Origin of the sequence: Devosia sp. UYZn731 (genome assembly GCF_040546795.1) — a bacterium.
GTDB lineage: Bacteria > Pseudomonadota > Alphaproteobacteria > Rhizobiales > Devosiaceae > Devosia.
In genome coordinates this window covers 190,494-216,122 of the sequence record NZ_JBEPOL010000005.1, presented here as the reverse complement: position 1 = coordinate 216,122, position 25,629 = coordinate 190,494, and the positions used below count along the sequence as shown (strand labels likewise).

The following is a 25,629-nucleotide window of genomic DNA, read 5'->3' as shown; positions in this document are numbered from 1 at the left end:
CTCAGGTTGGCGAGTGGGAAGCGGCGAAGGCGATGGATATGGGCGTGCCGACTCGGTGCTGCTGGACGATGTCGCCCAGCAGGCCTCGGTCGGCGTCGAAAGCGAAGACGGTCAGCGTGTCGGCGTCCTGGTTGGCGACGATGACGTGGCGGCCGGACGGGACAAATTCGAGCGCGCGCGGGGTGACGCCACCGCAGGGCCAGCGCCCGGTCTGGCGCAGCACGCCGGTTTTGGCATCGACGGCAAAGCCGACGATTTCGTCGCAGACACGCAGCGAGACTAGCAAGTGGCGGCCATCCGGCGACAGCACGATGCCAGCGGGCTGTACGATGGTGTCGCTGTAGGGCGGGACCGGGATTGTCGAGACAACGCCCAGGGCGCCATCTGCCGCCAGCGCGAAACTCATCACCGTGGGCGTGAGTTCGCTGACCATGAACAGGTGCCGCCCATCCTGCGAAAAGACGATGTGGCGCGGGCCAAGGCCGGGCGGCAGGACAAAATCGCGCTCGGGAGCCGCAGTGAGGTCGCCCTCACTGCCGAGCCGGTATGCGACCAAACGGTCGATGCCGAGATCGGCGACATAGAGCAATTGGCCATCGGGCGTCGCGATGACGCAATGCGCGTGGGCGGTGGTTTGCCGGTCGGCATTGGGACCGGAGCCGGTGTGACGGATATGGACGGCGGCCCGCAGCAGCGCACCATCCGCGGCGAGCGGGAAGATGGCGATGGATTGGTCGGGCCAGCCGGCGGGCGTGGCGCCGTTGTAGTTGGCGACGGCGAGAAAGCGGCCGTTCGGCGTGAGGCTGGCGTGGCAGGCCTCGTTGCCGCCGGTGGGGACCTGGTTGATCAGCGTGAGGTCGCCATTTGATGGATCGACACGATAGGCGGTGACGGCGCTTTCTCGCGTACCGGCGACCTCGCACGTAGCGTAAAGCCGGTCACCGGCGCGGTTCGTCACCAGCCAGCCGCTGTCGTCAATGCCCCCTGTCACGCCCAGAGCGACCAGTTTGCCGGTTGTCTCATCAAAGCTCAGTCGGCTGATTCCTGCGCCATTGGCCGCGCCATACTGCGGCATGGCGCGCGTCAGGCTGCCGACAAAAGCGTGAACAGGCATCGCACTCTCCTCAGGGCTTCGCGCGGCTTGCTGCCGCAGTTGGACGCTCCGAACCGGACCATCAAAAGCCAATTGACACGACTAGTATGGTAGCTCTACATTCGTTTGGCAAGAGCGGGAGGACGTCGGTGAACGACGCAAAAAATACAGTGCTGGTGACCGGCGCCGCCATGGGCATCGGCCGGGCCGTCGCGGAAGCGCTGGCGGCGGCAGGCAAGAACCTCGTGCTGCTGGATCGCGATGCCGTGGCACTGGAAAACACGGCCCGCGAGATCGGCGGATCAGTATTGACGCAAGTTGGCTCGGTCAGTGTGTTGGCCGATTGCGAAGCCGCAGTGCGGCTCGCGACCGAGAAATTTGGCGGGCTGGGCGGCGTTTCCCACAATGCCGGCATCCAGCGCTATGGCGACGTGGTGACCACCAGCGAAGCGCTGTGGGCCGAAGTGCTCTCGGTCAACCTGACCGGCGGTTTTCTTGTCGCCAAGGCGGCCATGCCGGAGCTGCGCCGCAACAAGGGCGCCATCGTCATCACCGCCTCGGTGCAGGGCATGGCCGCGCAAAAAGGGGCGCTTGCCTATGTCGTCGCCAAGCATGGCCTGATCGGTCTCGTGACCGGCATGGCCATGGATGAAGCGGCCAATGGCGTGCGCGTCCTGGGTGTGGCGCCGGGATCGGTGGATACGCCGATGCTGCGCGACGCGATCAATCTTGATCCCGATCCGGCTAGCCTCAATGTCGAAGTCGACACCATGCATCCGCTCGGCCGCCGCGCCCGGCCCGACGAAATCGCCAATGTGATCGCCTTCCTATTGTCCGAAAAAGCCTCGTTCATGACCGGCGAAACGGTGCGGGTCGATGGCGGTCTGCTCGCCCGCATTCCGGGCGCACCCACGAAATTTGGGAAGTAACGCGTATGAAGATCGTCGATATCAAAGCCACCACGATCGCGCTGCCGCTGGAGGCGCCGCTGCGCCACGCCTCGGGCGCCCACTGGGGCCGCTTCGTGCGCACCATGGTCGAGGTTATCACCGACGAGGGCCTGTCCGGCTGGGGCGAATTGGGCGGCGGCGGCGAGAGTGCCGAAAATTCGGTGACGAGCCTGCTGCCCTATCTTAAGGGTCACGATCCGCTGCAACTCGAACAGCTGCGCTGGAAGATCATGAACCCCGTCGCCAGCCTCTATAATTCGCGCATGCAGGTGCATGCCGCCATTGAAATGGCCTGCATGGACGTCGCCGGCAAGGCGCTCGGCATTCGCGCCTGCGATCTCATCGGCGGCGCGCTGCGCGAGTCGATCCCCTTCGCCAGCTACCTGTTCTATCGCTACGGCAATGCCGAAAATGGCTTTGGCGACGAGTTCTCGGCCGACGAGATCGTCAAGGAAGCCAAGCGGCAAAAATCGCTCAACGGCTTCAAGACCCACAAGCTCAAGGGCGGCGTGTTCAAGCCGGATCACGACGTCGAGGTGTTCTCGGCGCTGGCCGATGCCTTTCCCGGCGACAGCTTCCGGCTTGATCCCAACAGCGTCTGGTCGGTGGAAGATTCCATCCGCGTTGCCGGGCAGATCGCCCATATCCGCAACGACTATTTCGAGGACCCGTGCTTCGGTCTTGAAGGCATGCGGCGGCTGCGTGACCGCATTTCCATTCCCACCGCGACCAATACGGTGGTGGTCAACTTTGAACAGCTTGCCACCTGCATCCGCAACGAATCCGTCGATGTCATCCTGCTGGACACCACCTTCTGGGGCGGATTGCGCCAGGCCTATCGGGCCGGCCAAATCCTCGAAGCCTTCCAGTTCGGCACCAGCGTGCATTCCTCGGGCGAGGCGGGCGTGCAGCTTGCTTCAATGCTGCATCTGGGTGCGGCGCTGCCCAATATGAACTTCGCTGCCGATGCGCATTATCACCACCTGCTCGATGACATCATCGTCGGCGGCAAGATGAAATATGTCGATGGCGAGATCGCGCTGCCCAAGGGGCCGGGCCTCGGCGTCGAGGTCGATCGCGACAAGCTGGAGCACTATGCCGGCCATTACCGCGATGTCGGCGGCTACACCTATGATCGCGATCCGCAGCGGCCCGGCTGGTACTCGGTACAGCCCGAGAGCCGCTATGCCGATCCGCTGGCAAGGAGGGCTTGATTTGGCAACGGTCACCCTGCGCAACATCATCAAGATCTACGGCGAATTCGTCGCCATCAAGGGCGTCGATATCGATATCGAGGACGGCACCTTCGTGGTGCTGGTCGGCCCCTCCGGCTGCGGCAAGTCCACCTTGCTGCGCATGATCGCAGGGCTGGAAACCATCTCGCACGGCGAGCTCAAGATCGGCGGCAAGCTGGTCAACGACCTGCCGTCGCGCGATCGCGGCATAGCCATGGTGTTCCAGTCTTATGCGCTCTATCCGCATATGAGCGTGGCCGACAATCTCGGCTTTGGCCTCAAGATTTCCGGCGTCAGCAAGCCCGAGATCGACCGTCGCCGGGGCGATGCCGCCACCATGCTGGGGCTCGATCCCTATATGGATCGCCGGCCGTCGCAACTGTCGGGTGGGCAGCGCCAGCGCGTCGCCATCGGCCGCGCCATGGTGCGCCAGCCCGAAGTGTTCCTGTTCGACGAACCTCTATCCAATCTCGATGCCAAGCTGCGCAACCAGACACGCATCGAGATCAAGCGCTTGCAGCGCCAGCTCGGCGCCACTGTAGTGTTCGTCACCCACGACCAGGTCGAGGCCATGACGCTGGCCGACAAGATCGTGGTGCTGCAGGACGGGCTGGTCGCCCAGATCGGCACGCCGCTTGAGGTGTTCGAGCGGCCCAAAAACCAGTTCGTGGCCGGCTTCATGGGCGCGCCGTCGATGAATTTCATCGATGCGGTCGTGGGCGCCGACAATGCCATCGAGGCCGGTGGCGTCAGCCTGCCGGTGCCCGCCGATCGCTTCGACCTGCCGGCGCCGGGAACGCCGGTCACGCTAGGCATTCGCCCGGAAGATATCGTGCCGGAGGGGCATGGCACCCGGCCGGAGGTGGGCGCCGACTTTACCGCGACGGTCAATTTCGCCGAAATGCTCGGCAACGAGAGCCTGCTGTTCGCCGACTTCGGAGGCACCGAAGTGGTGGCGCGCATGCAGCAACCTAGACCCATCGAACCTGACCAGATCATCGGCTTCAGGATCGATGGCAGACGCGTTCATGTTTTCGACAAGAACAGCCAAATGTCGCTGCTTAGGTGACGCCTGGCCGCCGGATCACGGCAAAAACGGGAGAGAGAAGCATGTCATACCTCAAGACTATCGCTGCGCTTGGGCTGCTGACCACGGTTTCGGTGGGCAGTGTCTTCGCGCAGGATCTCAGCATCTATTCGGACAAGACCCCCTGGAATGCCGGCATGACTGGCGTTGCGGCGGACGCTTCGACGGCGTCGGGCCAGTCGATCAAACTGCAGGAAATCACGCCGACCGACAAATATCAGGCGTTCATGCAGACTTCGATCGCCGGCAACAACGTGCCGGCCTTCTTCACCTGGTGGAATGGCCAGCAGCTCAGCGACGTCGTCGCCACCGGCATTGCCGCCGACCTGACGCCCTATTGGGACAAGGCTATCGCCGATGGTGACTTCACCGCTGCCCAGCGCGATCTGGTCAGCGTCGATGGCAAGCCCTATGGCGTGCTGCTGAACGTCGCCAACTGGGTGGTGTTCTACAATACCGCCGCCTTCGAAAAGGCCGGAATCGCCGCTCCCCCCACCACCTGGGCAGAGCTGATGGCCGATGCCGACAAGCTCAAGGCGGCCGGCTATACGCCGTTCAACGCCCCCACCTCGGGCGGCTGGATGCCCTTCATCTGGTTCTCCCAGCTTGTGCTCGGCAATGATCCGGACGCCTTTGTGGGCCTGACCGACGGCTCGGTGCCCTATGACGGCCCGGCCGTGAAGAAAGCCTTCGAAATCTGGGGCGACATGTATTCCAAGGGCTACTTCACCGACCCGCGCGAACAGGACGATTCCAAGTTCTTCGCCAACGGCACGGCGGCCATGTTCCTGATTGGCGATTGGCATTCGGGCCAGTTCGCGGATCTCGGCATGAAGCCCGGCGTTGATTTCAAGACCTTCTTGATGCCATCGGTTGACCCTGCCGTGCCGCAGTCGGTCATCGTAGAAGCCTCCCCGATCGTGGTCTCCAAGGCCGCGCTCGATGCCAATCCCGATCTGGGCAAGGCCGTCCAGGCCATGATGGGCGCCGATGTCTCCAACGTTCTGGGCTCGCAGTCGCAGGTCTATAACGGCAACCTCAAGGGTACTCCGCCCAACGACATCATCAAGGCCGACAACGACCTGGTTGCTGCCGCCAAGCCACGTGCGCTGGTGCGCTGGTGGGAAGCCGTGCCGTCGCAGATCCAGGGTGATCTAGTGGCCGCAATGGGCGCCTTCATGCTCGATCCGACGCCCGAAACGGCGGCGAAGTCAATGAGCACGATGCAGGCCATCAACGCCGATTACTGGGCCAATAAGTAAGCCTCCCCTGCCGGTCGCGCCTTATGGTGCGGCCGGCATACACCGTAGGAAAATCCGCCATGATCACGACGGCCTCGGCATCGCTCAGCCCCGAAGTCTTGAAGGACGCCCGCCGGCGCGAACGGCGCGTCGCCTGGCGGCAGACGCGGGTTGCCTGGCTGTTCATCGCCCCTGCCGTGTTCATGGTCAGCGCATTCCTGCTGACCCCCGTAGTGTTCAACGTCATCCTCAGTTTCACCAAGTGGCAGAAGTTCACCGGGCTGGACAAGTTCGCCGGCTTCGCCAATTACGCACGCCTGTTCGCCGTGCCGTATTTTTCCGAGGCGCTCAGCAATACCGCCATCTGGGTGGTTGGCGCCATGGTGCTGCCGCTGGCGTTCGGGCTCGGCCTAGCGCTATTGCTGCGCAATATCCCGCTGCAGGAAACCTTCAAGAGCTTGTTCTTCCTGCCCAAGGTGCTGGCGCCGACCGCCGTGGGCGCGATCTGGTATTATGTCTATGCGCCCCACGGCGTACTCAATTCTGCCGTTGCCGGCATCACCGGCCAGCCCTTCGATGTTGGTTGGCTCTATTCCGCCCAGACCGTCACGCCCTCGGTGATCTTCACATTCGTCTGGCAGACCGTGGGCATCACCATGGTGCTGTTGCTGCTGGGCCTCGCCGCTATTCCGCGCGATCCGATCGAAGCTGCACGGGTCGACGGCGCTTCAGGGTGGCAGATTTTTCGCCACATCATCTGGCCGCTGCTGCTGCCCACGGTGCTGGTCGTGACCATCCTCAACGTCGCCGCAGGCTTCACCACCTTCGACCTGCTCTGGGTGATGGCGGGCGATTACCCTGGCAAGCGGACCCTCTCGCTGGCGGTCTATATGTACTACGAGAGCTTCTCCAACGGCGCCTGGGCCTATGGCTCGGCGGTCGCGGTGGTGCTGGGCGCCATGGTGATCGCGGTGACGGCGGCGTTGGCGGTGTTGCAGGCCCGCGTCGAAAAGAACATCCGGTAGGGCAGGACCATGAGCGTGGATATCACCAACCAGAATTTCATCAATGGCCTGATCGAACAGGAGCGCCGCGCGCAGCGACCCCGCGGGCGCTGGCTGGTCGTGCCGATCCTCGTGCTGACGATCGCCTACCTGACCCCGTTTTATTATCTCTTCGTCACCATCTTTAAGACCAGTGCCGAATATGCCCAGAAGGGCGTGCTTGAACTGCCCGCCTCGCTGGCGCCGTTCGCGGACAATGTCGTCCAGGCCTGGACCATTGCCCATCTTGGGCAGGCGGGCCTCAACTCGCTGAGCTATGCCGTCATCGGCGGCGCCATCGCCGTCGCCTTCGCTGCCGCCGCTGCCTTCGGCATGACGCGCCTCAACCTGATCGGCGCCAATGGCTGGTTCATGCTGATCTTCACCGGCACGCTGTTTCCGTTCCAGATGTATCTGGTGCCCCTGCTGTTCGGCTATCAGCGGCTGGGGCTGATCAATTCCTGGCTCGGCATGCTGCTGGTCTATGTGGCGATCTGCATTCCGTTTCCGCTGCTGGTGCTGCGCAACTCGTTCTCCGGCATCACCCGGGAGGTGGATGAAGCCGCGCGCATCGAGGGCGCGAGTGAGTGGCGGGTGTTCGTCTCCATGATCGTACCCAATGCCAAGGGTCCGCTGATCGCGCTATTCCTGCTGCAATTTACCTTCATCTGGAACGACTTGCTGTTCTCCTCCATCCTGGCCAATGGCATCGAAGTGCGCTCGATCATGGTGGCGCTACAATCATTGCAGGGCACCTATTCGACTATTGGGCCGAACGTGGTAATCACCGCCACCCTTATCTCCAGCATTCCAACTGTCCTGCTGTTTGTCGTGCTGCGAAAGTACTTCATGGCCGGTCTGCAACTTGGCAACAAATGACCAAACCCATGCCCGTCTCCGACCATAGCGGCGATGAGACCTATGCGTTCCGGCAGAACAGTGGCTCGATCGCCTCGCAGGTCTACGACTACCTGATGCAACGCATCCTCGACATGGAGTTGGAGCCGTTCCGCGAACTGTCGGAGGCCAAGCTGGCTGCTGAATTCGGCATCAGCCGCACCCCGGTGCGCGAAGCGCTGGCGCGGCTGGCCCGGCGCGGCCTCGTTGATATCCTGCCGCAGCGCGGCACGCGTGTTTCCCCGCTCAGCATCGAGCTGATCGCCAAGTCGAGGTTCATTCGCGAAGCGCTGGAGCGTCCCTTAGCGCGCATGGCGGCCGAGAAACTGACGCCCGAGATCGCGAGCCTGATGATGCGCGAAATCGCCCTGCAGCAGACCTTTGCAGGCCTCAGCGATGACCAGGCCTTCCTTGAATCGGACGATCGGTTCCATGCCCTGATCGCCCGCGCGGCGGGCTTTGAGTCGATTTGGGACGATGTGCGCGAAGCCAAGTTTCACATGGACCGGGTGCGCCGGCTGTCGCTGCTCAGCCAGCAGCACATGTACTTCATCATCGGCGAGCATCAGGAAATTATCGAACGGCTCAAGGCCCACGACGTGGCCGGCGCCGATGCCAGCATGGCCGTCCACCTGGTATCGGTGATGCGCGAACTCGACCTGATCCGCGAGCGCCATCCTGAATATTTTGCCCGCGAAGGTGCCCGGCAGCGCTAGGCCGCCTCAGGCTGGCGGCGTCCAGTCCTGCATCTGCAGCACGTTGCCGCCGAGCTTGGCAAAGGCGCGCTGGCGGCAGGAGAACACCAGGATCTGCTGGTCGCGCGATTGGCGGTGCAGGGCATCGAACATGCGCTCGATCCGGTCGTCATCGGAATAAACCAGCGCATCGTCGAGGATGACCGGCGTTGGGCGACCGTCGCGGGCCAGCAGGCGGGCAAAGGCCAGGCGGGTCAGCACTGATAGCTGTTCGCGCATGCCACCGCTGAGCCGGTCGACATCCTCGTCCTGCCCATTGCGGCGAACTGATTGAGGCAACAGGGTATTTTCGTCGAAGACGATGGAAATATCGTCGAATAACAGGCCGATCAGCGGCAGGAGTTCGCTGATAACGGGCTTGAGATAAAGGTCGCGGGCGGCTGAGCGGGCCGCGGCGAGGGCCTTGCGCAGGCGGTCGAGCACGGCGATCTCGGTTTCGAACTGCTCGACCCGTTGGGCCGCGGCGGCGAGGGATTCAGTGGCTTCGCGCCAGGCTTCCTCGACAGCGTTGTCGGACCGGGCGTGGATGTGACCATTGAGATCGGCCAGCGTTACGCGCAACTGGCCTATCTCCTGAGCGGCGGCGTCCTGCACCGAACGGGTGCGACGCAAGGTGGCTTCGGCGCCCGCCAGATCATGAGCGGCAGCGCGCAAGGGGACGGCGCGAGCCTCGGCGGTATCGTGCAGAGATTTCTGGGTAACGTGCTCTGCGGTCAGCGAAATTTCGCGCGATGACCGGTTGTTTTCGGGCCCTAGGACTGCTTCCAACGCCGCCAACTCGGCCTGAAGTGCGGCATGGGCGGTCTCGGCGGTGACGACGGCGGCGTCGGCCTGATTGCGCAGGGGTTGGGTCTCGCGAGCGTTGTTGCGGGTGGCGGCAACCTGCTGGGTGGCGGCGGCGAGGCGGTCTCGGGCCTGCTCGGGATCAGCCTTGAGTTCGAGGTCGCCGGCGCTAAGCGCGGCCAGCCGGGCGATCTCCTCATGCAGGTGCGGCAGGCCCTTGGGGGCGAGGTCGGTGAGGCGCTGGCGGGCGAGGTTGAGTTCAGCGCTTTTGTCGCGCGCTGCGACGAGTCGTTGACGGGCGGCGGCAAGGCTATCGACCCCCAAATCATCCAGCATGCTGGATTTCTTGTTCTCGGTCCGGTCGAGTGCCTGATCCGATTGCAGTGGTCGGTTCGAGCGCAAAGAGATTGTCCCGATGCCGGCGATGTCCAATCGAAGTGATCCGGCAAAACTGACATCGGTCGCGTCGGGAACGGCTTCATCCGCGATGGTGATCGAACCAGCTGCGCCGTCGGCATAATCGAGGCGCAAGGTCGGCAAGCTTGCGGCTTGAGCGGCGCGCAGACCGACGAGTTCGATTTCCAGTGCCTGCAACTGATCGACGGCGTGTTGGGGCAGCGACAGGAGGGTGAGGGCGGCCTGGCCATCCTCGACTTGTTTGCGGGCGGCGTCGGCCTGGAGCAGGCGCTGCCGCAAGTCGGTCAGGCGCTCGGCGGCGTCGCGGGCCAGGAGGGCGGCATCGAGGCGGGCGAGGAGGTCGCGGGCTTCGTGTTCGTCATGTTCGGCCACCTGAACGGCGGCGATTGCTTTCTCATTGCCGGCGATGGCGGCGGCGCGGCTTGCATTGGCCTCGTCACGGCGGTTTTGCGCCAGGATCGATTGGTGGCGCAGGTCCTCGGCGCGTTGCAGCGCGGCGCGGAATTCCAAGAGGGCCCGCGCGGCGGTGTCGCGGCGGTTGGCGGCCAGCGCGGCTTCGGCTTCGGCGGCCTTGAGGGCTTCGCTATGGGATTTGGCGGCTTCCAGCGCCTTGTCGGCGGCGGCGATGGCGGCGCGGCGGGCGGCGTCTTCGTTGGGGTTTTCCAGGTCCGCCAACCGGGTGAGGGCGATGCGGCGCTTGTCGAGGGCATCGCGCAGGCTGGTGACCTCGGTGGCGAGGCGTTGTTCGAGTGCGAGCCACTTATCGCGCTCTTCCAGAGCCGCCGCGTAGCGGCCGCCGGTTTTGGGGCGCAGGGTGGCGGTGACGAGGCGATAGAGTTCTTCTTCGCAGGCGGCCGCGATTTCGGCCATGCGGCGGCCGCCGGTAAGGGCCTCGACTTCGCCCTGCACGGAGGAGAGCAGGCTCTCGCGGACGCGCTTTTCGCTTTCCTCCTCGGTATTGCTACGTTTGTCGATGCCTGTAATGCCCTGGCGCACCCAAAGGAGGCCGGCTGGACCGGCAGTGCCGCCCCGGATCAGCCCGGCAATGAAGGTTTCGGCCTCGTCGGCCTGGGCCACGAGGCGGCCGGTGGCAAGGTCGGTGACGCTGGCGCGCTTGCCGCCATAGTATTGCTTGGTCAGGCGGAAGCGGCCCTCGTCGGTGGCGATATCGGCCTCGACCATGGGATTGCCGCCACTATACGGGCGCAGCAATTGCACGGCTTTGGGCGTGCCGGTATGGGGCTGGAAGAACAGGGCGTGCAGCGCCTCAAAGCAGGTCGATTTGCCATATTCGTTGGCGGCGCTCAGGACATTGACGCCATCGCTGATACCCTCGATGGCGACACCGCGACCGGCAAAGCGCTTGACGTTATGCAGCCGCAGCGCGGTGAGTTTCATGGCTCGACCGCCTCGGCATAGCTGAACAGGCGGACGAGAGCGGCGCGGGCAATGTCGCGTTCGACGGCAGAGCGGGCTGGGTCGTCGCTTTCGGCCAGCAGGGCCTGGGCGGCTTCGCGCAGGGCGCCGGCGCGATCGATCAGGTCGAGATCGTCGCTCTCGCAATCGGTGGCCAGGTCGGTTTCATCGAGTTCGAAATGGGCGAAGTCGTGCGATGCGGCCTCGGCGGCGGCCACCAGCGCGGTACGTCCACCCAGTCTTGTGCGACCCGAGGCGGCGATGCGCAAGAGAGTCTGGCGACGCAGTGGAGCGGCGGGCAGTAGCGCGTCCAGTGCCATGGCGCTGTCTTCGTCGCCCAACAGATGCAGCGGTATTGTGCGCCAGGCGAAGGCGGCGGTATCGACGGGTGTGATCTCCGGCAAGCTGCGCGGTCCGGCGATGGAGACCAGCAAGGCCTGTCCCGGCTTGTCGTGCTTGAAGCGGTCGGGCTCGGGAGTGCCGCTATAGCGGGTGCGATCGTTGACGGTGACCTGGCCGTGCCAATCGCCGAGCGCCAGATAGTCGAGCCCGGCGCGGGCGGCCCGGTCGGGCGCGATGACGTCGGAGGCGGCGGCATCCTCGGAAAAGTCCTGGATGGCGCCATGGGCGAGGCCGAGGCGGATGGTGCCGTCGCCGGTCGCGGCGCTGGTCATCCACTCGGTCAGATCGCGGCCGGGCCGTCGCGCGGTGCAGGGCGCAGGCAGCACGACGACGCCGGGGGCCACGGTGAGCGGCTCCGCGCGCAGGGCCAGCGTGACGTTGTCCGGCACCACGGCGCGCGCCGCTTCCCACAACTGGTCGGCGAGGAGGCTATCGTGATTGCCGGGCAGCACGATCCAGCGCAGGGGGGCGTGATGGGCCATTTCGGCGAGGGCCTGCCGGAGCATGGCGGGAGTCGGCGTTTCGGTATCGAAGGTGTCGCCGGCCAGCAGGATTGTGGTCGCGCCATTGGCGCGGGCCTGTTCGGCCAAGCGGCCAATTACCCCGTGGCGCGCCTCGCGCAGCCGCCCGCGCAGGTCCCCGGGCAGGTTGCCGAAACGCTTGCCGATATGCAGATCGGAGCTGTGCAGGAAACGAAACATGACTCCCCTTGGCCTAAACGGACCCAAGATGCAATCGCGCACTAGTATCGGCCCGATCAAGACCTAACGAGCAAGCGCAATCTCCCGCGTGATCCCGATATTTTCGAGGAATTTTCTGTCGTGGCTGATGACCAGCAGCGCGCCGTCATAGGCACGCAGGCCCGCCTCGACCGCTTCGATGGCAGTGATGTCGAGGTGGTTGGTGGGTTCGTCGAGGATCAGCAGCTCGGGCGGACGCGTCCCCCCAATAGTGGCAGCGAGGCCCGCGCGAAGCATTTCGCCGCCGCTGAGGGTGGCGACGGCTTGCAAGGCGGCGTCGGCCCGGAACATGAAGCGCGCGAGGGCCGACCGGCCGGTGTTCTCGTCGGCATCGGGGTTGAGGAGACGAAAGTTGTCGCGGATGCTCAAGGCGGGGTCGAGCAGGCTGACGGTCTGGTCGAGCAGGGCATAGCGGCCCAGGATGCGGGCGGTGCCGGATGTGGGCGGCAGCGCGCCGGTCAGCAGCCGCAACAGCGTGGTCTTGCCCGAGCCATTGGGGCCGGTGATGGCAACGCGCTCGGGGCCGATCAGGGTGAAGGAAAGGTCGCGGATGATCGAGTGGCCGGGAAGCGGGCCGCCGCTCAGGCTATCGCATTGCACGATGGTCTTGCCGGCGGCGAGACCCGTCGGCGCCAGCTTGACCGACAGCGGCGCGAGGATTTCCACCTGCGAGCGGGCTTCGCTCAGTGCTTCGCTGGCTTCGCCGCGCATTCGGCTGGCCAAGCGGGCATTGTCGCCACCGGTGTTTTCGGCGTTTTCCTTGCGGGCGCCGAGCAGGATTTTGGGAATGTCGCCGCGCTTGGCTTTGCGCGTGCCGGCGCCATCCTTGCGGGCCTTGCGTTCGGCCGCCTGTTGCAGTTTTTGATCGATTTCGCTGACTTTGCGCTCGGCCACGGCGAGGCCATGTTCGGCGGAGGCCAGCTCGAGCGCCTTGCGTTGCGCATAGTGCGCCCAATTGCCCCCATAGGTGCGAGCGCCCAGCGTGGTCAGCTCGACGATGGCGTCCATTTCGGCGAGCAGTTCGCGATCATGGCTGACCACGATGGCGCCGCCGCGCCATTGCCGCAGCAGGTCGGCAACCGCCGCGCGGCCGTCGGCATCGAGATTGTTGGTGGGCTCGTCGAGCAGGATCATGTCGGGTTGGAGGAGGATCAGCCCGGCCAGAGCCAGCCGCGTACGCTGGCCGCCGCTGAGCGTGCCGAGGAGGCGGTCGGGGGCAAGATCGGGCAGGCCGACTTGCGCCAGGGCCGCGGTAATCCGGTCGGGCAGGGTCCAGTCGGCCTCGCCGGCGTCCTCGATCGTGCCATTGCCGGCTTCGAGGCGAGCAAGGCGGTCAAGCGCTTCGGTGACGCCCAGCAGGTTGGCAAGGGCTTGACCGTCCTCGACCTGCACGGATTGGCGGAGCACGCCGAGGCTGCCGCTAATGGCCATGCTGCCGTCGGCGGGTATCAACTCGCCGGCGATCAGCCGGATCAGGGTGGATTTGCCGGTGCCATTGCGGCCGATCAGGCCCGTTCGGTGCGGACCGAAGGCGAGATCGAGGCCGGTGAAAAGCGGCTGATTATCAGGGGTGGCGTAGGACAGACGTTTGAGCGTAACCGAGGCGGGCATGGGCGGATTCCAGATGGGCGATGCGGGTGAGGCAGTCGGTCATCGTGAAATCCATTGGGTACCGTCCAGTCAGTGCTGCGTATGGCCTGAAAATAGGCCCGCGGGCGGTGATGTCAAGGCCACGGAGTGGCGGAGTGTCTTGGTGGAGCCCTGTGGCTCCCTACCCCCACCCTTGATCCCTCCCCACAAGGGGGAGGGAGACGATGAACACTGGCCGCTCAGCTATCGCCTCCCTCCCCCAATTGTGGGGAGGGATTGAGGGTGGGGGGCTCGAGAAAGGAAGATCAGGCGCAGGAGCGAAAGACCCTAAAACGACAAATCCAACACCTTGCCTTCGAACAGGCGGTCGCGGGAGCCTTCGAGGTGGGCGCGCATGGTGTCGCGGGCGGTTTCGGCATCGCCACGGGCGACGGCTTCGTAGATGGCGTTGTGCTCGTCGAAGACGCGCTCCAGCTTGATGCGCGGGCCCATCAGCGACAGGCCATGCAGGTGCATGCCGACGGCGATGTGCTGTTTCAGGGCGTCGATCGAGGCGGTGTAATAGTGGTTGTTCGCGGCCTCGGTGACGGCGCGGTGGAACTGGAAATCGGCATCGGTGCGGTGCAACTGGTGGCGGGTGGCGTCGCGCAGGTCGGCCAGGGCGGCGGCGATTTTCTGCACGGCCGCATCGTCGCGGCGCTGGGCGGCAAAATAGGCGGCGAAGGGCTCAATGGTCAGGCGGAATTCATAGCAGCGCTGGATATCGGCAATGGTCTTGACTGGGGAATAGCTCAGGGCCGAGGTGGGAGTCTCCTGCACGGCCACGAAGGTGCCGGCGCCCTGGCGCGAATAGACCATGCCGGCTTCGCGCAGGCGACCGAGGGCATCGCGGACCACCGGGCGGGACACGCTGAGGGCGGCCGAGAGTTCGTGCTCACCCGGCAGGCGGGAGCCGGCGGCGTAATCGCCCGACAGGATGCGTTCGCGCAATTGCTCGAAGACGCGATCGACCAGGTTCGGCTTGCTGGCCTTGTCGCCATCGGCTTTGACGGTATCGGGTTGTTGCGTCATTGCCCAAGCCTTGCAGTCAGTGAATGCGAATTGCCCTGCTGATGTGTCGCCTGCGCAGCGGATGCAAGCAAGCTGGCAAGCACATCGATATCGCCGAATCCACCGGATTTGACAACGCAACGCAGCGGACGAAGGTTTGGACGGTTGATCCAGAACCAAGGCAGGCCCGGCGCGGCCTCGCCCTGGGGCTCGACCATGGTGATGCCGAGGGCGCGCAGGATGGCGAGCGCCGTATCACCGCCGCCGGTGACGAGAGTGGCGGGTTGTTCGGTTGTGATCAGCGTGGTGACGCCAAGGCCGAAGCGGCGGGCGACCTGTTCGGGGTCGTCGGTGAGGGGGCCGGAGCAGCGCAGGATCAGGGGCAGGTGCTGGGGATTGGGCGGGACGGCGCCGGCGGGGGCGTCGAGGGGGAGAATGCCGCTTTGACGCAGATGATCGATTTGGGCGTCGGTGATCGGGTCGCGCGAGCCGAGGGCGAAGAGGGTTTGCGCGTCGGGTGCGAAGGCAGCGGGGCCCTGGGCCGGGTGGCCGAGCAGGCGGGCAAAGGCGATGCCGAGGCCGCGCGCGCCGACGGCGATGGCGCCGGACCAGTCGTGATCGGCGACGAAGGCGTCGAGATCGGCTTGGGTTTCGGCGTCGATGACCGCAGCGCGACGATGGGCGTGGGTAAACAGCGCGGCGATATCGATGGGTTTGTCGACGCCGCGACCGATCACCTGGCCATTCTGCGTCAGGCGCTGTTGGTCCGGCACGGCGGGGGCAACGACAAGCGCAGTGCGGCCCGTCATATCGGCGATGGCGTGGGCCTCGACGCCGGGATTGCCCTTGAGGCGGGAGTCGATTTTCTTGAGGATGATCGGCGGCTTGGCGGCGTTGAGCGCGGTGGCGGCTTGCGCGACGCGTGCGGTTGCCTCGAACGCGGGCAAGGCGCGCGAGGCGGTGTTGACGGCCACGATATCGGCGCCGGTGGCCAGTGCCGCCGCGATGCCGTCGAGCGTGATGGCGACGGCGACGCGGAGGCCGGCTGCAACGAAGGGCGTGGCGGTGTCGAGAGCGCCGGTCAGGTCATCGGCGATGATGGCCAGCCGGAGCGTCATGCGTTAAGGCCCCCCGGCACGAGGTGGCAGGCCACCATGTGGCCCGGCTCGATCTGGCGCCATTCGGGGATGGTTTGCGCGCAGACATCCTGCGCGATCGGGCAGCGGGTGTGGAAGCGGCAGCCGGTCGGCGGATTGAGCGGGCTGGGCACGTCGCCCTGCAGCACTTGGCGTTGGCGGGTTTTCTCCAGCACCGGATCGGCTTCCGGCACGGCGGAGAGCAGGGCCTTGGTGTAGGGATGCAGCGGATTGGCGAACAGCTGTTCGCGGGTGGCGAGTTCGGCGAGGCGGCCGAGATACATCACGCCGACGCGGTCGGAGATGTGGCGGACCACGGCCAGATCGTGGGCGATGAACAGGTAGGTCAGGCCGTATTTTTCCTGCAGGTCAAGCAGCAGGTTGATGATCTGGGCCTGGATCGACACGTCGAGCGCTGAGATGGCTTCGTCGCAAACGATGAACTTGGGCTCGCAGGCCAGAGCGCGCGCGATGGCGACGCGCTGGCGTTGGCCGCCACTGAGTTCATGCGGGTAGCGGCCGGCAAAGCGGACAGGCAGGCCCACATCGCCGAGCAGGCGGTTGATGCGCTCGGGCAGTTCGGCCTTGGTGCACAGCTTATGGAACAGGATCGGCTCGCCCACGGCTTCGCCGATGGTCATGCGCGGGTTCAGGGTCGAGTAGGGGTCCTGGAACACGATCTGCAGGTCGCGGCGCAGCGGGCGCATGGCCTTGTCGTCGAAGGTGGCGATGTTCTCGCCCTTGTACATCACCTTGCCGGAGGTGGCCTGATGCAGGTTCAAAATGGTGAAGCCGGTGGTGGACTTGCCGCAACCGGATTCGCCCACGAGCGACAGCGTTTCGCCCTCGATGATCTCGAAATTGACGTCGTCCAGTGCATGCACGGTCGCGCCGCGTTCGCCGAAGGCGCCGAGGCGGACATTGAAGTGCTTGACCAGGCTCTCGATTTTAAGCAGCGGCTCGCCTTGCATTATGCGGCCTCCAACTGGCGCTGGGCAACGAAACAGGCGACGCGGTGCGGACCGGAGCCGCCGAGCGGTTCCAGCGGCGGCACCGACTGGCGGCAGATATCCTCGGCCAACTGGCAGCGCGGCGCGAAGGGGCAGCCCTGCGGGCGCCGGCCCGGCTCGGGCGGCGTGCCGCCGATCGAGCTGAGGCGGTTGGTCGCCACGTCGCTGAGCTTGGGGATCGAGGCGAGCAGGCCGCGCGTATAAGGGTGGCTGGGGCGGGCGAACAGCTCTTCGACCGGCGCGTCTTCCACCACGGTGCCGGCATAGAGCACGGCGACGCGGTCGACGAGGCCGGCGATCAGCGCCAGGTCATGGGTGATCCAGACCACCGACATGCCCAGCTTGACGCGCAGTTCCTTCACCAGATCGACGATCTGGGCCTGGATGGTGACGTCGAGGGCAGTGGTGGGTTCGTCGGCAATGAGCAGTTCGGGATCGCAGGCGAGGCCGATGGCGATCATGACGCGCTGGCGCATGCCGCCGGAGAGTTCATGCGGAAAGGCCTCGAGGCGCTCGGCGGGGCTCGGGATACCCACAAGGCGCAGCAGTTCGGTGGCGCGCACGCGGGCGTCGGAGCGCTTCATGGCCTTGTGGTAGATCAGCGGCTCGCAGATCTGGTCGCCGATGCGCATCACCGGATTGAGCGAGGTCATCGGGTCCTGGAACACGAAGCCGACCTGACCGCCGCGAACCTTGCGCAGCTCGGATTTCGACATGGTCAGCAAGTCGCGGCCAGCAAAGTTGGCAGTGCCGGACTTGACCTTGATTTTGTTGGGCAGCAGCCGCATCAGGCTCAGCATGGTCAGCGATTTGCCGCAGCCGCTTTCGCCCACAATGCCCAGGGTCTCGCCCTTGTTCACGTGAAGGTTGATGCCGTCCACGATGGTGGCGGGACCGCGGCGGGTATCGATCTCGATGCTGAGACCCTTGACGTCGAGCAGGCGTTCGGGGGCAGGCATGGTCATGGCGTTCACTTGCTGCCTCGCGGATTGAGGGCATCGTTGAGGCCGTCGCCGAGGAAGCTGAAGCCCACGGTGGCGAGGCCCAGCACGGCGGCAGGCGCTGCCAGCAGATGCGGATAGTGCTGCCAGACGCGCAGGCCGTCGGAGATCATGTTGCCCCAGCTTGGCGTGGGCGGGTTGACGCCGACACCGAGAAAACTGAAGGCGCTTTCCAGCACCATGGCGGTGCCGAGGCCCGCGCTGACCGAAACGATCAAGGGGCCGACGGCATTGGGCACCACATAGCGCAGCAGGATGATGCGGGTGGTGAGGCCCAGCGCGCGGGCGGCGGTGATATAGGGGCGGCTGCGGATCGACAGCACCTGGGCGCGAACGAGGCGCGCATAAGGCGGCCAGGAGATGAGCGCCATCGAGCCGAACACCAGAATGAAGTCGACCCAGATGGTTTCGCGGAAGAACGGGTTCAGCGTTGCGAGATATTGGGCTTCCATCCAGCCGGCCAGCGGGGCCTTGAGCGAGGCGTTGATGACCACGACCAGCAGCAGGTTGGGAACCGACATGGTGACGTCGGTCAGCCACATGATGATGCGATCGAACCAGCCGCCGAAAAAGCCCGCTATGGCGCCGAGGGCGACGCCGATGGTCACCGCAATGGCGGTCACCACGATGGCGACCACGAAGGCGGTGCGGGTGCCATAGATGACGCGACTGAACACATCGCGGCCCAGATCGTCGGTGCCGAACAGGTGCGCCCAGGACGGAGCGGAATTGCGCGCGTTGAGGTCCTGGCTGAGGAAGTCATAGGGCGTCAGGTACGGACCGAAGGCGGCCGCAAAGGCCAGTACGACGATGACGAACAGGCCAAAGATCGCCAGCTTGTTGCGGACGAGGCGATACCAGGCATCGCGCCACAGGCTGGTCTTGGGTTCGTCGAGTTCGGCGGGAGTCATTGGGATGGTGGCCATGTCAGCGGCTCTTCATGGTGTCGGCGGCGCGCGGGTCGAGCAGCGGGTACAGCACGTCCACCAACAGGTTGGACAGCATCACGAGGAACGAGCCGATCAGGGTAATGGCGAGAATGACGGGGTAGTCGCTATCGGTCAGCGCCGAAACAGTCAGGCGGCCAAGGCCCGGCAGGCCAAACACCAGCTCGACGAAAATGGCGCCGTTGACGATGGTAATCATGATCAGGCCAAGCTGGGTGACGACGGGCGTCAGCACGGGACGCAGGATATGCTTGATGGCCACGATGGTCTCGGGCACGCCCTTGGCACGGGCGGTGCGCACGAAATCCTCGGACAGCACCTCGATCACGGCGGCGCGGGTCTGGCGCACAATCAAGGCGATCGGCTGGAACGACAGCACGATCAGCGGCAGGATGATGCGCGCATCGAAAATGCCGCCCCAGCCATAGGGCACCGGCACATTGGGTAGCAGCACCAAGAGGCCCACCATCAGCAGCGGACCGGCCACGTAAGGCGGGATGGCCCAGAGGAACAGGGCAGAGCCCAGGATGGTGTAGTCGATGCGGGTATTCTGGTTGAGCGCTGCGATCATGCCGAGCGGGATGGCGACCACGGCAGTGAGCACAATGGCGCATAGGCCGAGACTCATCGACACCGGCGCGGCGGCCGAAATGATGGCCCAGACCGAACGGCCCGAACTCAGCGAATTGCCGAAATTGCCATGCGCCAGATTGAGCAGATAGCTGATGAACTGTTCGATGAACGGACGGTTGAGCCCCGCCGTTTCCCGGATCGCCTCGATGCGCACGGGATCATAGGCCACGTCGCCCGGCGCGCGCAGGAAGATCAGCTTGATGGGGTCGCCCGCGCCGTAGAACGCCAGCGCATAGACGCCGAGCATGACTAGGATGACGGATGGAATCCAGAGCAGGAAACGTGACGCTATATAGCGCAGCATGGCGGCCTCCCGCAGTGAGAATGTCCCGCCCTGCACCATAATGCAGGGCGGGCGAGAGCAAGTTTAGGCTTAGCTGATGGAAATGTCCCAAGGGGCAACGACTTGCCAATCGAGGTTCTTTTCCATGCCGGCGACATTGGCATTGGCCCAGCGCGACATGGTCTGGCTGTACCACGGGATGAACATGTAATCGTCGTGGAACAGTTTTTGCGCGTCCTGCGCCTTGGTCACGCGTGCCGGATCATTGGCGGGCAGCGCCGAGGCTTCGGCGAGCAGGGCATCGATAGCGTCGTTCTTGTAGTTGCCAAGCTTGCCCTGGGCATTGCCCGAGGTCGAGGCGATGGAGCCGAGCAGATAGCTGGCCGCATCGGGAACACGGGTGCCGACGTCGTCGCGGAAAATCTGCACGGCGTTCTGGTCGGGGCCCGCATAGGCGTCCTGCTGCGGCTTCATGTCGACGGCGGTGATGCCCAGGTTCTGGCGCCACTGTTCGGCGATGAACTGCGCGGCCGCTTCGATTGCCGGGCCGGAAATACCGACGAACAGCAGCTTGGGCAGGCGCTCCGGGCCACCATAGGTGGACTCGGCGAGCAGCTTCTTGGCGGCTTCCGGATCGTAGGGGAAGGGCACGAAACCCGAGTCTTCAGCGCCGGGAACGGAATTGAGGATCTGGTCGGCCTTGACGTGCGGACCATCGGGGAACGAGGCCTTGAACAGGTCGTCGCGATTGACGGCCATGATCAGCGCCTGGCGCACCTTGGGATCGTCCATCGGCGCACGGCTGGCATTGAACCAGAAATGCTGGCTGGTGGGGATCAGCGGACCATCGGCGAATTCCTTGCCCAGGTCGGCCACGATGGTGGAGGTCACCAATTCGGTATGGGCATTGAATTCGCCCGACTTCAGCAACTGCGTCGCAGTCACATTGTCTTCGACCGAGGTGATCTCGATGCGGCTGAGCTTGGGCTTGGCGAGGAAGAAGTTCTCGTTGACTTCGAACACCAGCTTGCCGGCATCCAGATCGATCGAGGTCGGCTTGAACGGGCCGGATACGACGACGCCGTTCTGCGGCATGTACCAGTCCTGCACCTCGGCGCCATCAGCGCCGCGGGCCTGGGCCACCTTGACGATGGGCGCGATGTGGTTGGCAACGCGCATGAAGAAGATCGGATCGGCTGCGGCGAGCTTGACCACCACGGTGGTGGCGTCGGGCGCGGTGATGCCGGAGATTTCAGTGCCCGTGCCGCCGGTCACGTCGGTATAGCCGACGACGCCGCCGAGGACCTGGGAAATGCGCTGGTTCTTGGAAGCCGGCATTGCCGACAGTTCCCAGCTTCCCTTGATGTCGGCCGCGGTGATCGGGCTGCCATCGGAGAATTTCGCATCCGGGTTGACCATGAAGGTCCACTCGGTGTTGTCGGCATTGGGGTTCCAGGCGACGCAGATATAGGGGTGGATTTCGCCAGCCTGGTCGAAATACATCGGGGCGGCATGCCAGGCTGAATTCCAACGGTAGGGTGGGCCACCGCCGCGCAGGGGCGACCAATCCTGATCGAATGCCGGATGCGCGACCTTGAGCACCTGCTCGCCCTGGGCCATGACGATCTGCGCATTCATGCCAACCAGCGCCACGCCGATGGCAGTACCGAGGCTATATTTGAGCACGTCGCGACGCGACATGCCCGCGCCGATGCTGGCGCCAGTATCCTTGTGAGACATCCCTGTCCTCCCTTGTAGCTCGATCATGGTTCCTCCCTCGGTTTTGCAGACGGGCAATCCGAGGCGCCGTGACGATGGCCGGACATTTGCGCCGGATTGTAAAGATGTCAACATAATTTCGATGAGGATTCTGCGGTGAAATTGCCGACATATCAAAAAATCCAGCATATTCAGCATATTATGTGGATTCTAGGCTGTTGATGAGGACGGCTGTTGCAAATGGCAACTTGACAAGTTTGCGCGATTTGGGGAGTTGTCAGGGCAGCGATAGACACAAGGAGGCGCCAGTGAGCACGGACCTGAATGGCAAACGATGCCTGATCATCGGGGCAAGCTCGGGAATCGGCGCGGCGGTCGCGCGGCGGTTTGGCGAGCTCGGCGTGCGGCTGGTGATCGTGTGCAACGAGAATCGGGCCGGTGCCGATGCGGTAGCCGACGAGGTTCGGCAGGGCGGCGGATTGATCGACGTGTTGCAGGCGGACGTGGCCGATCCCAAAATTGCCGCGCAAGTGATCGACGACGCCGTCGAACTGCTCGGCGGGCTGGATATCCTGATCAATAATGCTGGCGCCATGTTCGGGCGCACCGCCATTGTGGACGCCACCGACGAGCAATATGCCAAAGTGATCGAGCTCAATATCGGCGGCGTGTTCTTCGCCTCGCGCCGGGCGGCGGCGATCATGCAGGCGCAGGGCCACGGGGCCATCATCAACACCACCTCGATCGCGGCGCGCACCGGCGGCGGCGGTGGGGCGGGCCTCTACGGCTCGGCCAAGGGCTTTGTCAGCACCATCACGCGCGTGCTGGCCAAGGAACTGGCGCTATCGGGCGTGCGCGTCAACGGCGTGGCGCCGGGGGTGATCACCACGCCATTCCACGAGCGCGCTTCGACGGCTGCGCAGCTCGAAGAGTCGCGCAAAGGCATTCCGATGGGGCGGCTGGGTACGCCCGAAGACTGCGTGGGGGCCTACGAGTTTCTCGCCAGCGCGGCGATGAGCGGCTACATCACCGGACAGATCATTGAAGTCAACGGCGGACAATTGATGCCATGAGCGAGATCAGCAAGACAGTCGGCATCACCATGGGCGACCCCGCCGGGGTGGGGCCCGAAATCATCGCCAAGGCACTGGCGGAAATGCCGGTGGAGCAGCGCCTGCTGACGCGGGTTTACGGCGATATCGACATGATGCGCGCGGCGGCCGGCTTTGTGGGCGCTGACATTCGGTTCAGCGAAGAGCGCAATCCCACCGATGGCTCGATCAGCGTCGATCATTCGCCCACCCCCGGCGGCATCGAAATCGGCAAGCTCGATCCGCGCGCCGGCGACGCCTCGTTCCGCTATATCGCCAGTGCGGTCAAAAGTTCGGTCAGCAACGAGATCGGCTGCATCGTCACCGCGCCGATCAACAAGGAAGCGCTGAACTCCGCCGGGCATCATTACGATGGCCATACCGGCATGCTGGCGGCACTGACGGGCTCGCGCTCGTCGTTCATGCTGCTGGCCGATACGCGCATGTCGGTGATCCATGTGTCGACCCACGTCTCGCTCAAGGACGCCATCGGCCGCGCCACCACCGCGCGGGTGCTGGAGACGATCCGGGCCGGCTACAACCATTTCCGCCGCATCGGCGTCGAAAATCCCCGCATCGCGGTGGCGGGCATCAACCCGCATTGCGGCGAGCATGGCCTGTTCGGCACCGAAGACGAGGACAATATCGCCCCGGCGGTGGAGCTGGCGCGGGCCGAGGGCATCAACGCCATGGGGCCGATTTCGCCCGATACGGTGTTTTACCGCTGCTATTCCGGCGTGTTCGATCTCGTGGTGGCGCAGTATCACGACCAGGGCCATATCCCGATGAAGCTGGTCGGCTTCGACACCACGGTCAACGTCTCGCTCGGCCTGCCCATCGACCGCACGTCGGTGGATCACGGTACGGCCTTCGACATTGCCGGTACCGGCAAGGCCAACCACGTCAACATGAACGCCGCCATCGCCTATGCGCGCAAGCTGGCGGGCACCCCCAAGATCATCGTCGAGGAAGCCGCCCAATGAGCCAGTTTGCCATCACCGGCGTCTACAGCGCCGCTGCGACCCCACTCAATGCCGATTTCTCGCCAGATCTCGGGCTGTTCGCCGAGCACTGCAAGCATCTGATCGCCGACGGCTGCCACGGTATCGCGCTGCTGGGCACCACCGGCGAGGCCAATTCGTTCTCGATTGCCGAACGCAAGACGATTCTGGAAAGCGCGCTGAAATCCGGGCTGACTCCGGACCAGTTGATGCCGGGGACGGGCCTGGCGTCGGTGCCCGATACGATCGAGCTGACGCGTCATGCGCTGTCGCTGGGCGTGACCAAGGTCGTCATGCTGCCGCCGTTCTATTACAAGGGCGTCACCGACGAGGGGCTGTTCGCCGCCTATGCGCAGATCATCGAAGGCGTGAAGGACGACCGGCTCAAGGTCATCCTCTACCATATCCCGCAAATGTCCGGCGTGCCGCTGACGCTGGGGCTGATCGAACGGCTGATCAAGGCGTTCCCCAATACCGTCGTCGGCATCAAGGATTCGGCCGGGCAGTTCGACAACATGCAGGCCATGGTTTCGGCCTTTCCGGGCTTTTCCGTGCTGGCTGGCGCCGACCCGCTGCTGCTGCCGCTGATACAGGCCGGTGGCGCCGGTTGCATCACCGCCACCTCGAACCTCGTGGCGCGTTCGCTCCGCACGGTGTTCGAGCACGGCGCCGACGCCAGCAAGGCGGCCGAGGTCGAAACCGCGCAGGCGCGCATCATGGCCTATCGCACGCTGTCGAACGACTACACGCAAATCCCGGCGATCAAGGCGATGATCGGCCTGCAGTCCAAGACGCCGAGCTGGTCGCGTGTGCGCGCGCCGATGCTGGCGCTGGACGAGGTCAAGCTCGCCGATCTCGCCACGAAGTTCGCTGCGCTCGAGGCAATCCATGGCTGAGGCGCTGCAACCCGAACAGATCGCCGAGCTGATGGATGGCGTGGTGCGGCCGGTTGATGCCGATCGCGCCGACGCCTTCCTGCCCTGCGGCACGGTGCAGAACCATGCCGCTAACCTCGCCTATCTGCCCGATGGCACGCTGACCTGCGTCTGGTTTGGCGGCACCATGGAAGGCATGGGCGACATCTCGGTCTACCTGTCGCGCCTCGTGCCCGGTAGCGATACCTGGTCCGCAGCCGAACAGCTTTCGGACGACGCCGCCAAGTCCGAACAGAACCCGCTGCTGTTCGTCGCGCCCGACGACAAGGTGTGGCTGCTTTATACCTCGCAGACGTCAGGTAACCAGGACGGCTCGGTGGTCAAGCGCCGCATCTCGAGCGATGGCGGCAAGAGTTTCGGCCCGGTCGATACGCTCTGCGACGTGCCGGGCACCTTTGTGCGCCAGCCGATCATCGTCAACGGACGCGGCGAATGGCTGTTGCCGCTGTTCCGCTGCATCAAAATCCCCGGCCAGCGCTGGACCGGCGACGCCGATTTCGCCTCGGTGCTGATCAGCGCCGATGGCGGCGCCAGTTGGAGCATGCACGACGTGCCCGATAGCATCGGCGCCGTGCACATGAACATCGTGCCGCTGGCCGGCGGCGAAATGGCGGCCTTCTATCGCCATCGCTTTGCCGAATACGTGCTGCGCAGCGTCTCCCTCGATGGCGGGCGGACCTGGTCCGCGCCACTGCCGACCAATTTGCCCAACAACAATTCCTCGGTGCAGGCGGTCAAGCTGCGCTCCGGCGGGATCGCCATCGTCTACAACCATTCCAGCGCCGCGACCTCATCAGACCGTCGCCTGTCGCTCTATGACGAGATCGAGGGCGACGAGCCGGAGGCTGCGCCCGTTGTCTCGGACTCGACCGAGCGCAAGGCCATTTGGGGCGTGCCACGCGCGCCGCTAAGCCTGGCTTTCTCGAGCGACGACGGCATGACCTTTACCGATCGGGTCGATCTGGAAACCGGCGACGGCTACTGCCTGACCAACAATTCCAAGGACGGGTTGAACCGCGAATTTTCCTATCCGTCGATTATCGAGGGATCGGATGGCGCGCTGCACATCGCGTTTACGTATTTTCGGCGCGCCATCAAATACGTGCGGCTGACGCAGTAGCGCGCGCCGTTAACGCCAAGTCATGAGGGCGGCCCCAATCGGGCCGTTCTTGGC

General features: G+C 64.7%; 22 protein-coding genes. 11 read left to right on the top strand and 11 right to left on the bottom strand.

The annotated features are described in order from the left end of the window. Position 1 precedes the first annotated feature (1 nt). Positions 2-1,114 (bottom strand): lactonase family protein, encoded by a 1,113-nt coding sequence (locus tag ABIB57_RS14025; protein ID WP_354041615.1) that lies wholly within the window; start codon positions 1,112-1,114, stop codon positions 2-4. Positions 1,115-1,242: 128 nt separating this feature from the next. Between ABIB57_RS14025 and ABIB57_RS14020 the strand changes: the two genes are divergently transcribed. From ABIB57_RS14020 to ABIB57_RS13990, 7 genes are read left to right on the top strand one after another with little or no spacing between them, the layout of a single operon-like run. Beyond that, positions 1,243-2,022 (top strand): SDR family NAD(P)-dependent oxidoreductase, encoded by a 780-nt coding sequence (locus ABIB57_RS14020; protein WP_354041613.1) that lies wholly within the window; start codon positions 1,243-1,245, stop codon positions 2,020-2,022. 5 nt (positions 2,023-2,027) lie between these two features. After that, complete coding sequence (locus ABIB57_RS14015; RefSeq protein WP_354041612.1) at positions 2,028-3,257, top strand: enolase C-terminal domain-like protein; 1,230 nt, start codon at positions 2,028-2,030, stop codon at positions 3,255-3,257. Between the two features lies 1 nt (position 3,258). After that, the gene (locus ABIB57_RS14010) at positions 3,259-4,347 is read left to right on the top strand and encodes an ABC transporter ATP-binding protein (RefSeq protein ID WP_354041611.1); all 1,089 of its coding nucleotides are present in this window, start codon (positions 3,259-3,261) and stop codon (positions 4,345-4,347) included. A 41-nt stretch (positions 4,348-4,388) separates the two neighbouring features. After that, positions 4,389-5,627 carry an ABC transporter substrate-binding protein gene (locus ABIB57_RS14005; protein ID WP_354041609.1) on the top strand — a complete coding sequence of 413 codons (1,239 nt, stop codon included), beginning with the start codon at positions 4,389-4,391 and terminating at the stop codon, positions 5,625-5,627. Between the two features lie 59 nt (positions 5,628-5,686). Then, on the top strand, positions 5,687-6,631 hold the full coding sequence (locus ABIB57_RS14000; protein WP_354041608.1) for a carbohydrate ABC transporter permease: 945 nt from the start codon (positions 5,687-5,689) through the stop codon (positions 6,629-6,631). Positions 6,632-6,640: 9 nt separating this feature from the next. Further along, entirely contained in the window at positions 6,641-7,528 is an 888-nt protein-coding gene (locus tag ABIB57_RS13995) for a carbohydrate ABC transporter permease (RefSeq protein ID WP_354041606.1), read from the top strand. Beyond that, a complete protein-coding gene (locus ABIB57_RS13990) occupies positions 7,525-8,262 on the top strand; it encodes a GntR family transcriptional regulator (protein ID WP_354041605.1) in 738 nt (245 codons plus the stop codon). The genes ABIB57_RS13995 and ABIB57_RS13990 overlap by 4 nt, the downstream gene beginning before the upstream one ends. A 6-nt stretch (positions 8,263-8,268) precedes the next feature. Here ABIB57_RS13990 and ABIB57_RS13985 read toward each other — a convergent pair whose 3' ends face one another. The 10 genes from ABIB57_RS13985 to ABIB57_RS13940 form a co-directional block, all read right to left on the bottom strand. After that, positions 8,269-10,899: an AAA family ATPase gene (locus ABIB57_RS13985; protein WP_354041604.1), complete on the bottom strand. Its 2,631-nt coding sequence runs from the start codon at positions 10,897-10,899 to the stop codon at positions 8,269-8,271. After that, positions 10,896-12,020, bottom strand: a complete 1,125-nt coding sequence (locus ABIB57_RS13980) for a metallophosphoesterase family protein (RefSeq protein ID WP_354041602.1) — start codon at positions 12,018-12,020, stop codon at positions 10,896-10,898. Before ABIB57_RS13980 ends, ABIB57_RS13985 begins: the two co-directional genes overlap by 4 nt. A gap of 63 nt (positions 12,021-12,083) precedes the next feature. Then, positions 12,084-13,670, bottom strand: a complete 1,587-nt coding sequence (locus tag ABIB57_RS13975) for an ABC-F family ATP-binding cassette domain-containing protein (protein ID WP_354041601.1) — start codon at positions 13,668-13,670, stop codon at positions 12,084-12,086. Positions 13,671-13,976: 306 nt separating this feature from the next. Continuing rightward, a complete protein-coding gene (locus tag ABIB57_RS13970; RefSeq protein ID WP_354041600.1) occupies positions 13,977-14,720 on the bottom strand; it encodes a FadR/GntR family transcriptional regulator in 744 nt (247 codons plus the stop codon). Then, complete coding sequence (locus tag ABIB57_RS13965; protein WP_354041599.1) at positions 14,717-15,817, bottom strand: four-carbon acid sugar kinase family protein; 1,101 nt, start codon at positions 15,815-15,817, stop codon at positions 14,717-14,719. Before ABIB57_RS13965 ends, ABIB57_RS13970 begins: the two co-directional genes overlap by 4 nt. Then, positions 15,814-16,806, bottom strand: coding sequence for an ABC transporter ATP-binding protein (locus ABIB57_RS13960; protein WP_354041598.1), 993 nt, complete (start codon positions 16,804-16,806; stop codon positions 15,814-15,816). The genes ABIB57_RS13965 and ABIB57_RS13960 overlap by 4 nt, the downstream gene beginning before the upstream one ends. Beyond that, a complete protein-coding gene (locus tag ABIB57_RS13955; protein ID WP_354041597.1) occupies positions 16,806-17,810 on the bottom strand; it encodes an ABC transporter ATP-binding protein in 1,005 nt (334 codons plus the stop codon). Before ABIB57_RS13955 ends, ABIB57_RS13960 begins: the two co-directional genes overlap by 1 nt. A gap of 5 nt (positions 17,811-17,815) precedes the next feature. After that, positions 17,816-18,772, bottom strand: a complete 957-nt coding sequence (locus tag ABIB57_RS13950; RefSeq protein ID WP_354041595.1) for an ABC transporter permease — start codon at positions 18,770-18,772, stop codon at positions 17,816-17,818. A gap of 1 nt (position 18,773) precedes the next feature. After that, positions 18,774-19,730: an ABC transporter permease gene (locus ABIB57_RS13945; RefSeq protein ID WP_299723450.1), complete on the bottom strand. Its 957-nt coding sequence runs from the start codon at positions 19,728-19,730 to the stop codon at positions 18,774-18,776. A 69-nt stretch (positions 19,731-19,799) separates the two neighbouring features. Beyond that, entirely contained in the window at positions 19,800-21,449 is a 1,650-nt protein-coding gene (locus ABIB57_RS13940; protein ID WP_354041594.1) for an ABC transporter substrate-binding protein, read from the bottom strand. A gap of 287 nt (positions 21,450-21,736) precedes the next feature. Here ABIB57_RS13940 and ABIB57_RS13935 point away from each other — a divergent pair, with 287 nt between their 5' ends. Genes ABIB57_RS13935 through ABIB57_RS13920 form a run of 4 tightly spaced genes read left to right on the top strand, consistent with a single transcriptional unit; the run spans position 21,737 to position 25,575 of the window. Continuing rightward, positions 21,737-22,501 carry an SDR family NAD(P)-dependent oxidoreductase gene (locus tag ABIB57_RS13935; RefSeq protein WP_354041592.1) on the top strand — a complete coding sequence of 255 codons (765 nt, stop codon included), beginning with the start codon at positions 21,737-21,739 and terminating at the stop codon, positions 22,499-22,501. Positions 22,502-22,506: 5 nt separating this feature from the next. Further along, positions 22,507-23,502, top strand: a complete 996-nt coding sequence (gene pdxA, locus ABIB57_RS13930) for a 4-hydroxythreonine-4-phosphate dehydrogenase PdxA (protein WP_354041910.1) — start codon at positions 22,507-22,509, stop codon at positions 23,500-23,502. Beyond that, positions 23,499-24,416 (top strand): dihydrodipicolinate synthase family protein, encoded by a 918-nt coding sequence (locus ABIB57_RS13925; protein WP_354041591.1) that lies wholly within the window; start codon positions 23,499-23,501, stop codon positions 24,414-24,416. Before pdxA ends, ABIB57_RS13925 begins: the two co-directional genes overlap by 4 nt. After that, positions 24,409-25,575: a sialidase family protein gene (locus tag ABIB57_RS13920; RefSeq protein ID WP_354041590.1), complete on the top strand. Its 1,167-nt coding sequence runs from the start codon at positions 24,409-24,411 to the stop codon at positions 25,573-25,575. The genes ABIB57_RS13925 and ABIB57_RS13920 overlap by 8 nt, the downstream gene beginning before the upstream one ends. The last annotated feature ends 54 nt before the right edge of the window (positions 25,576-25,629 follow it).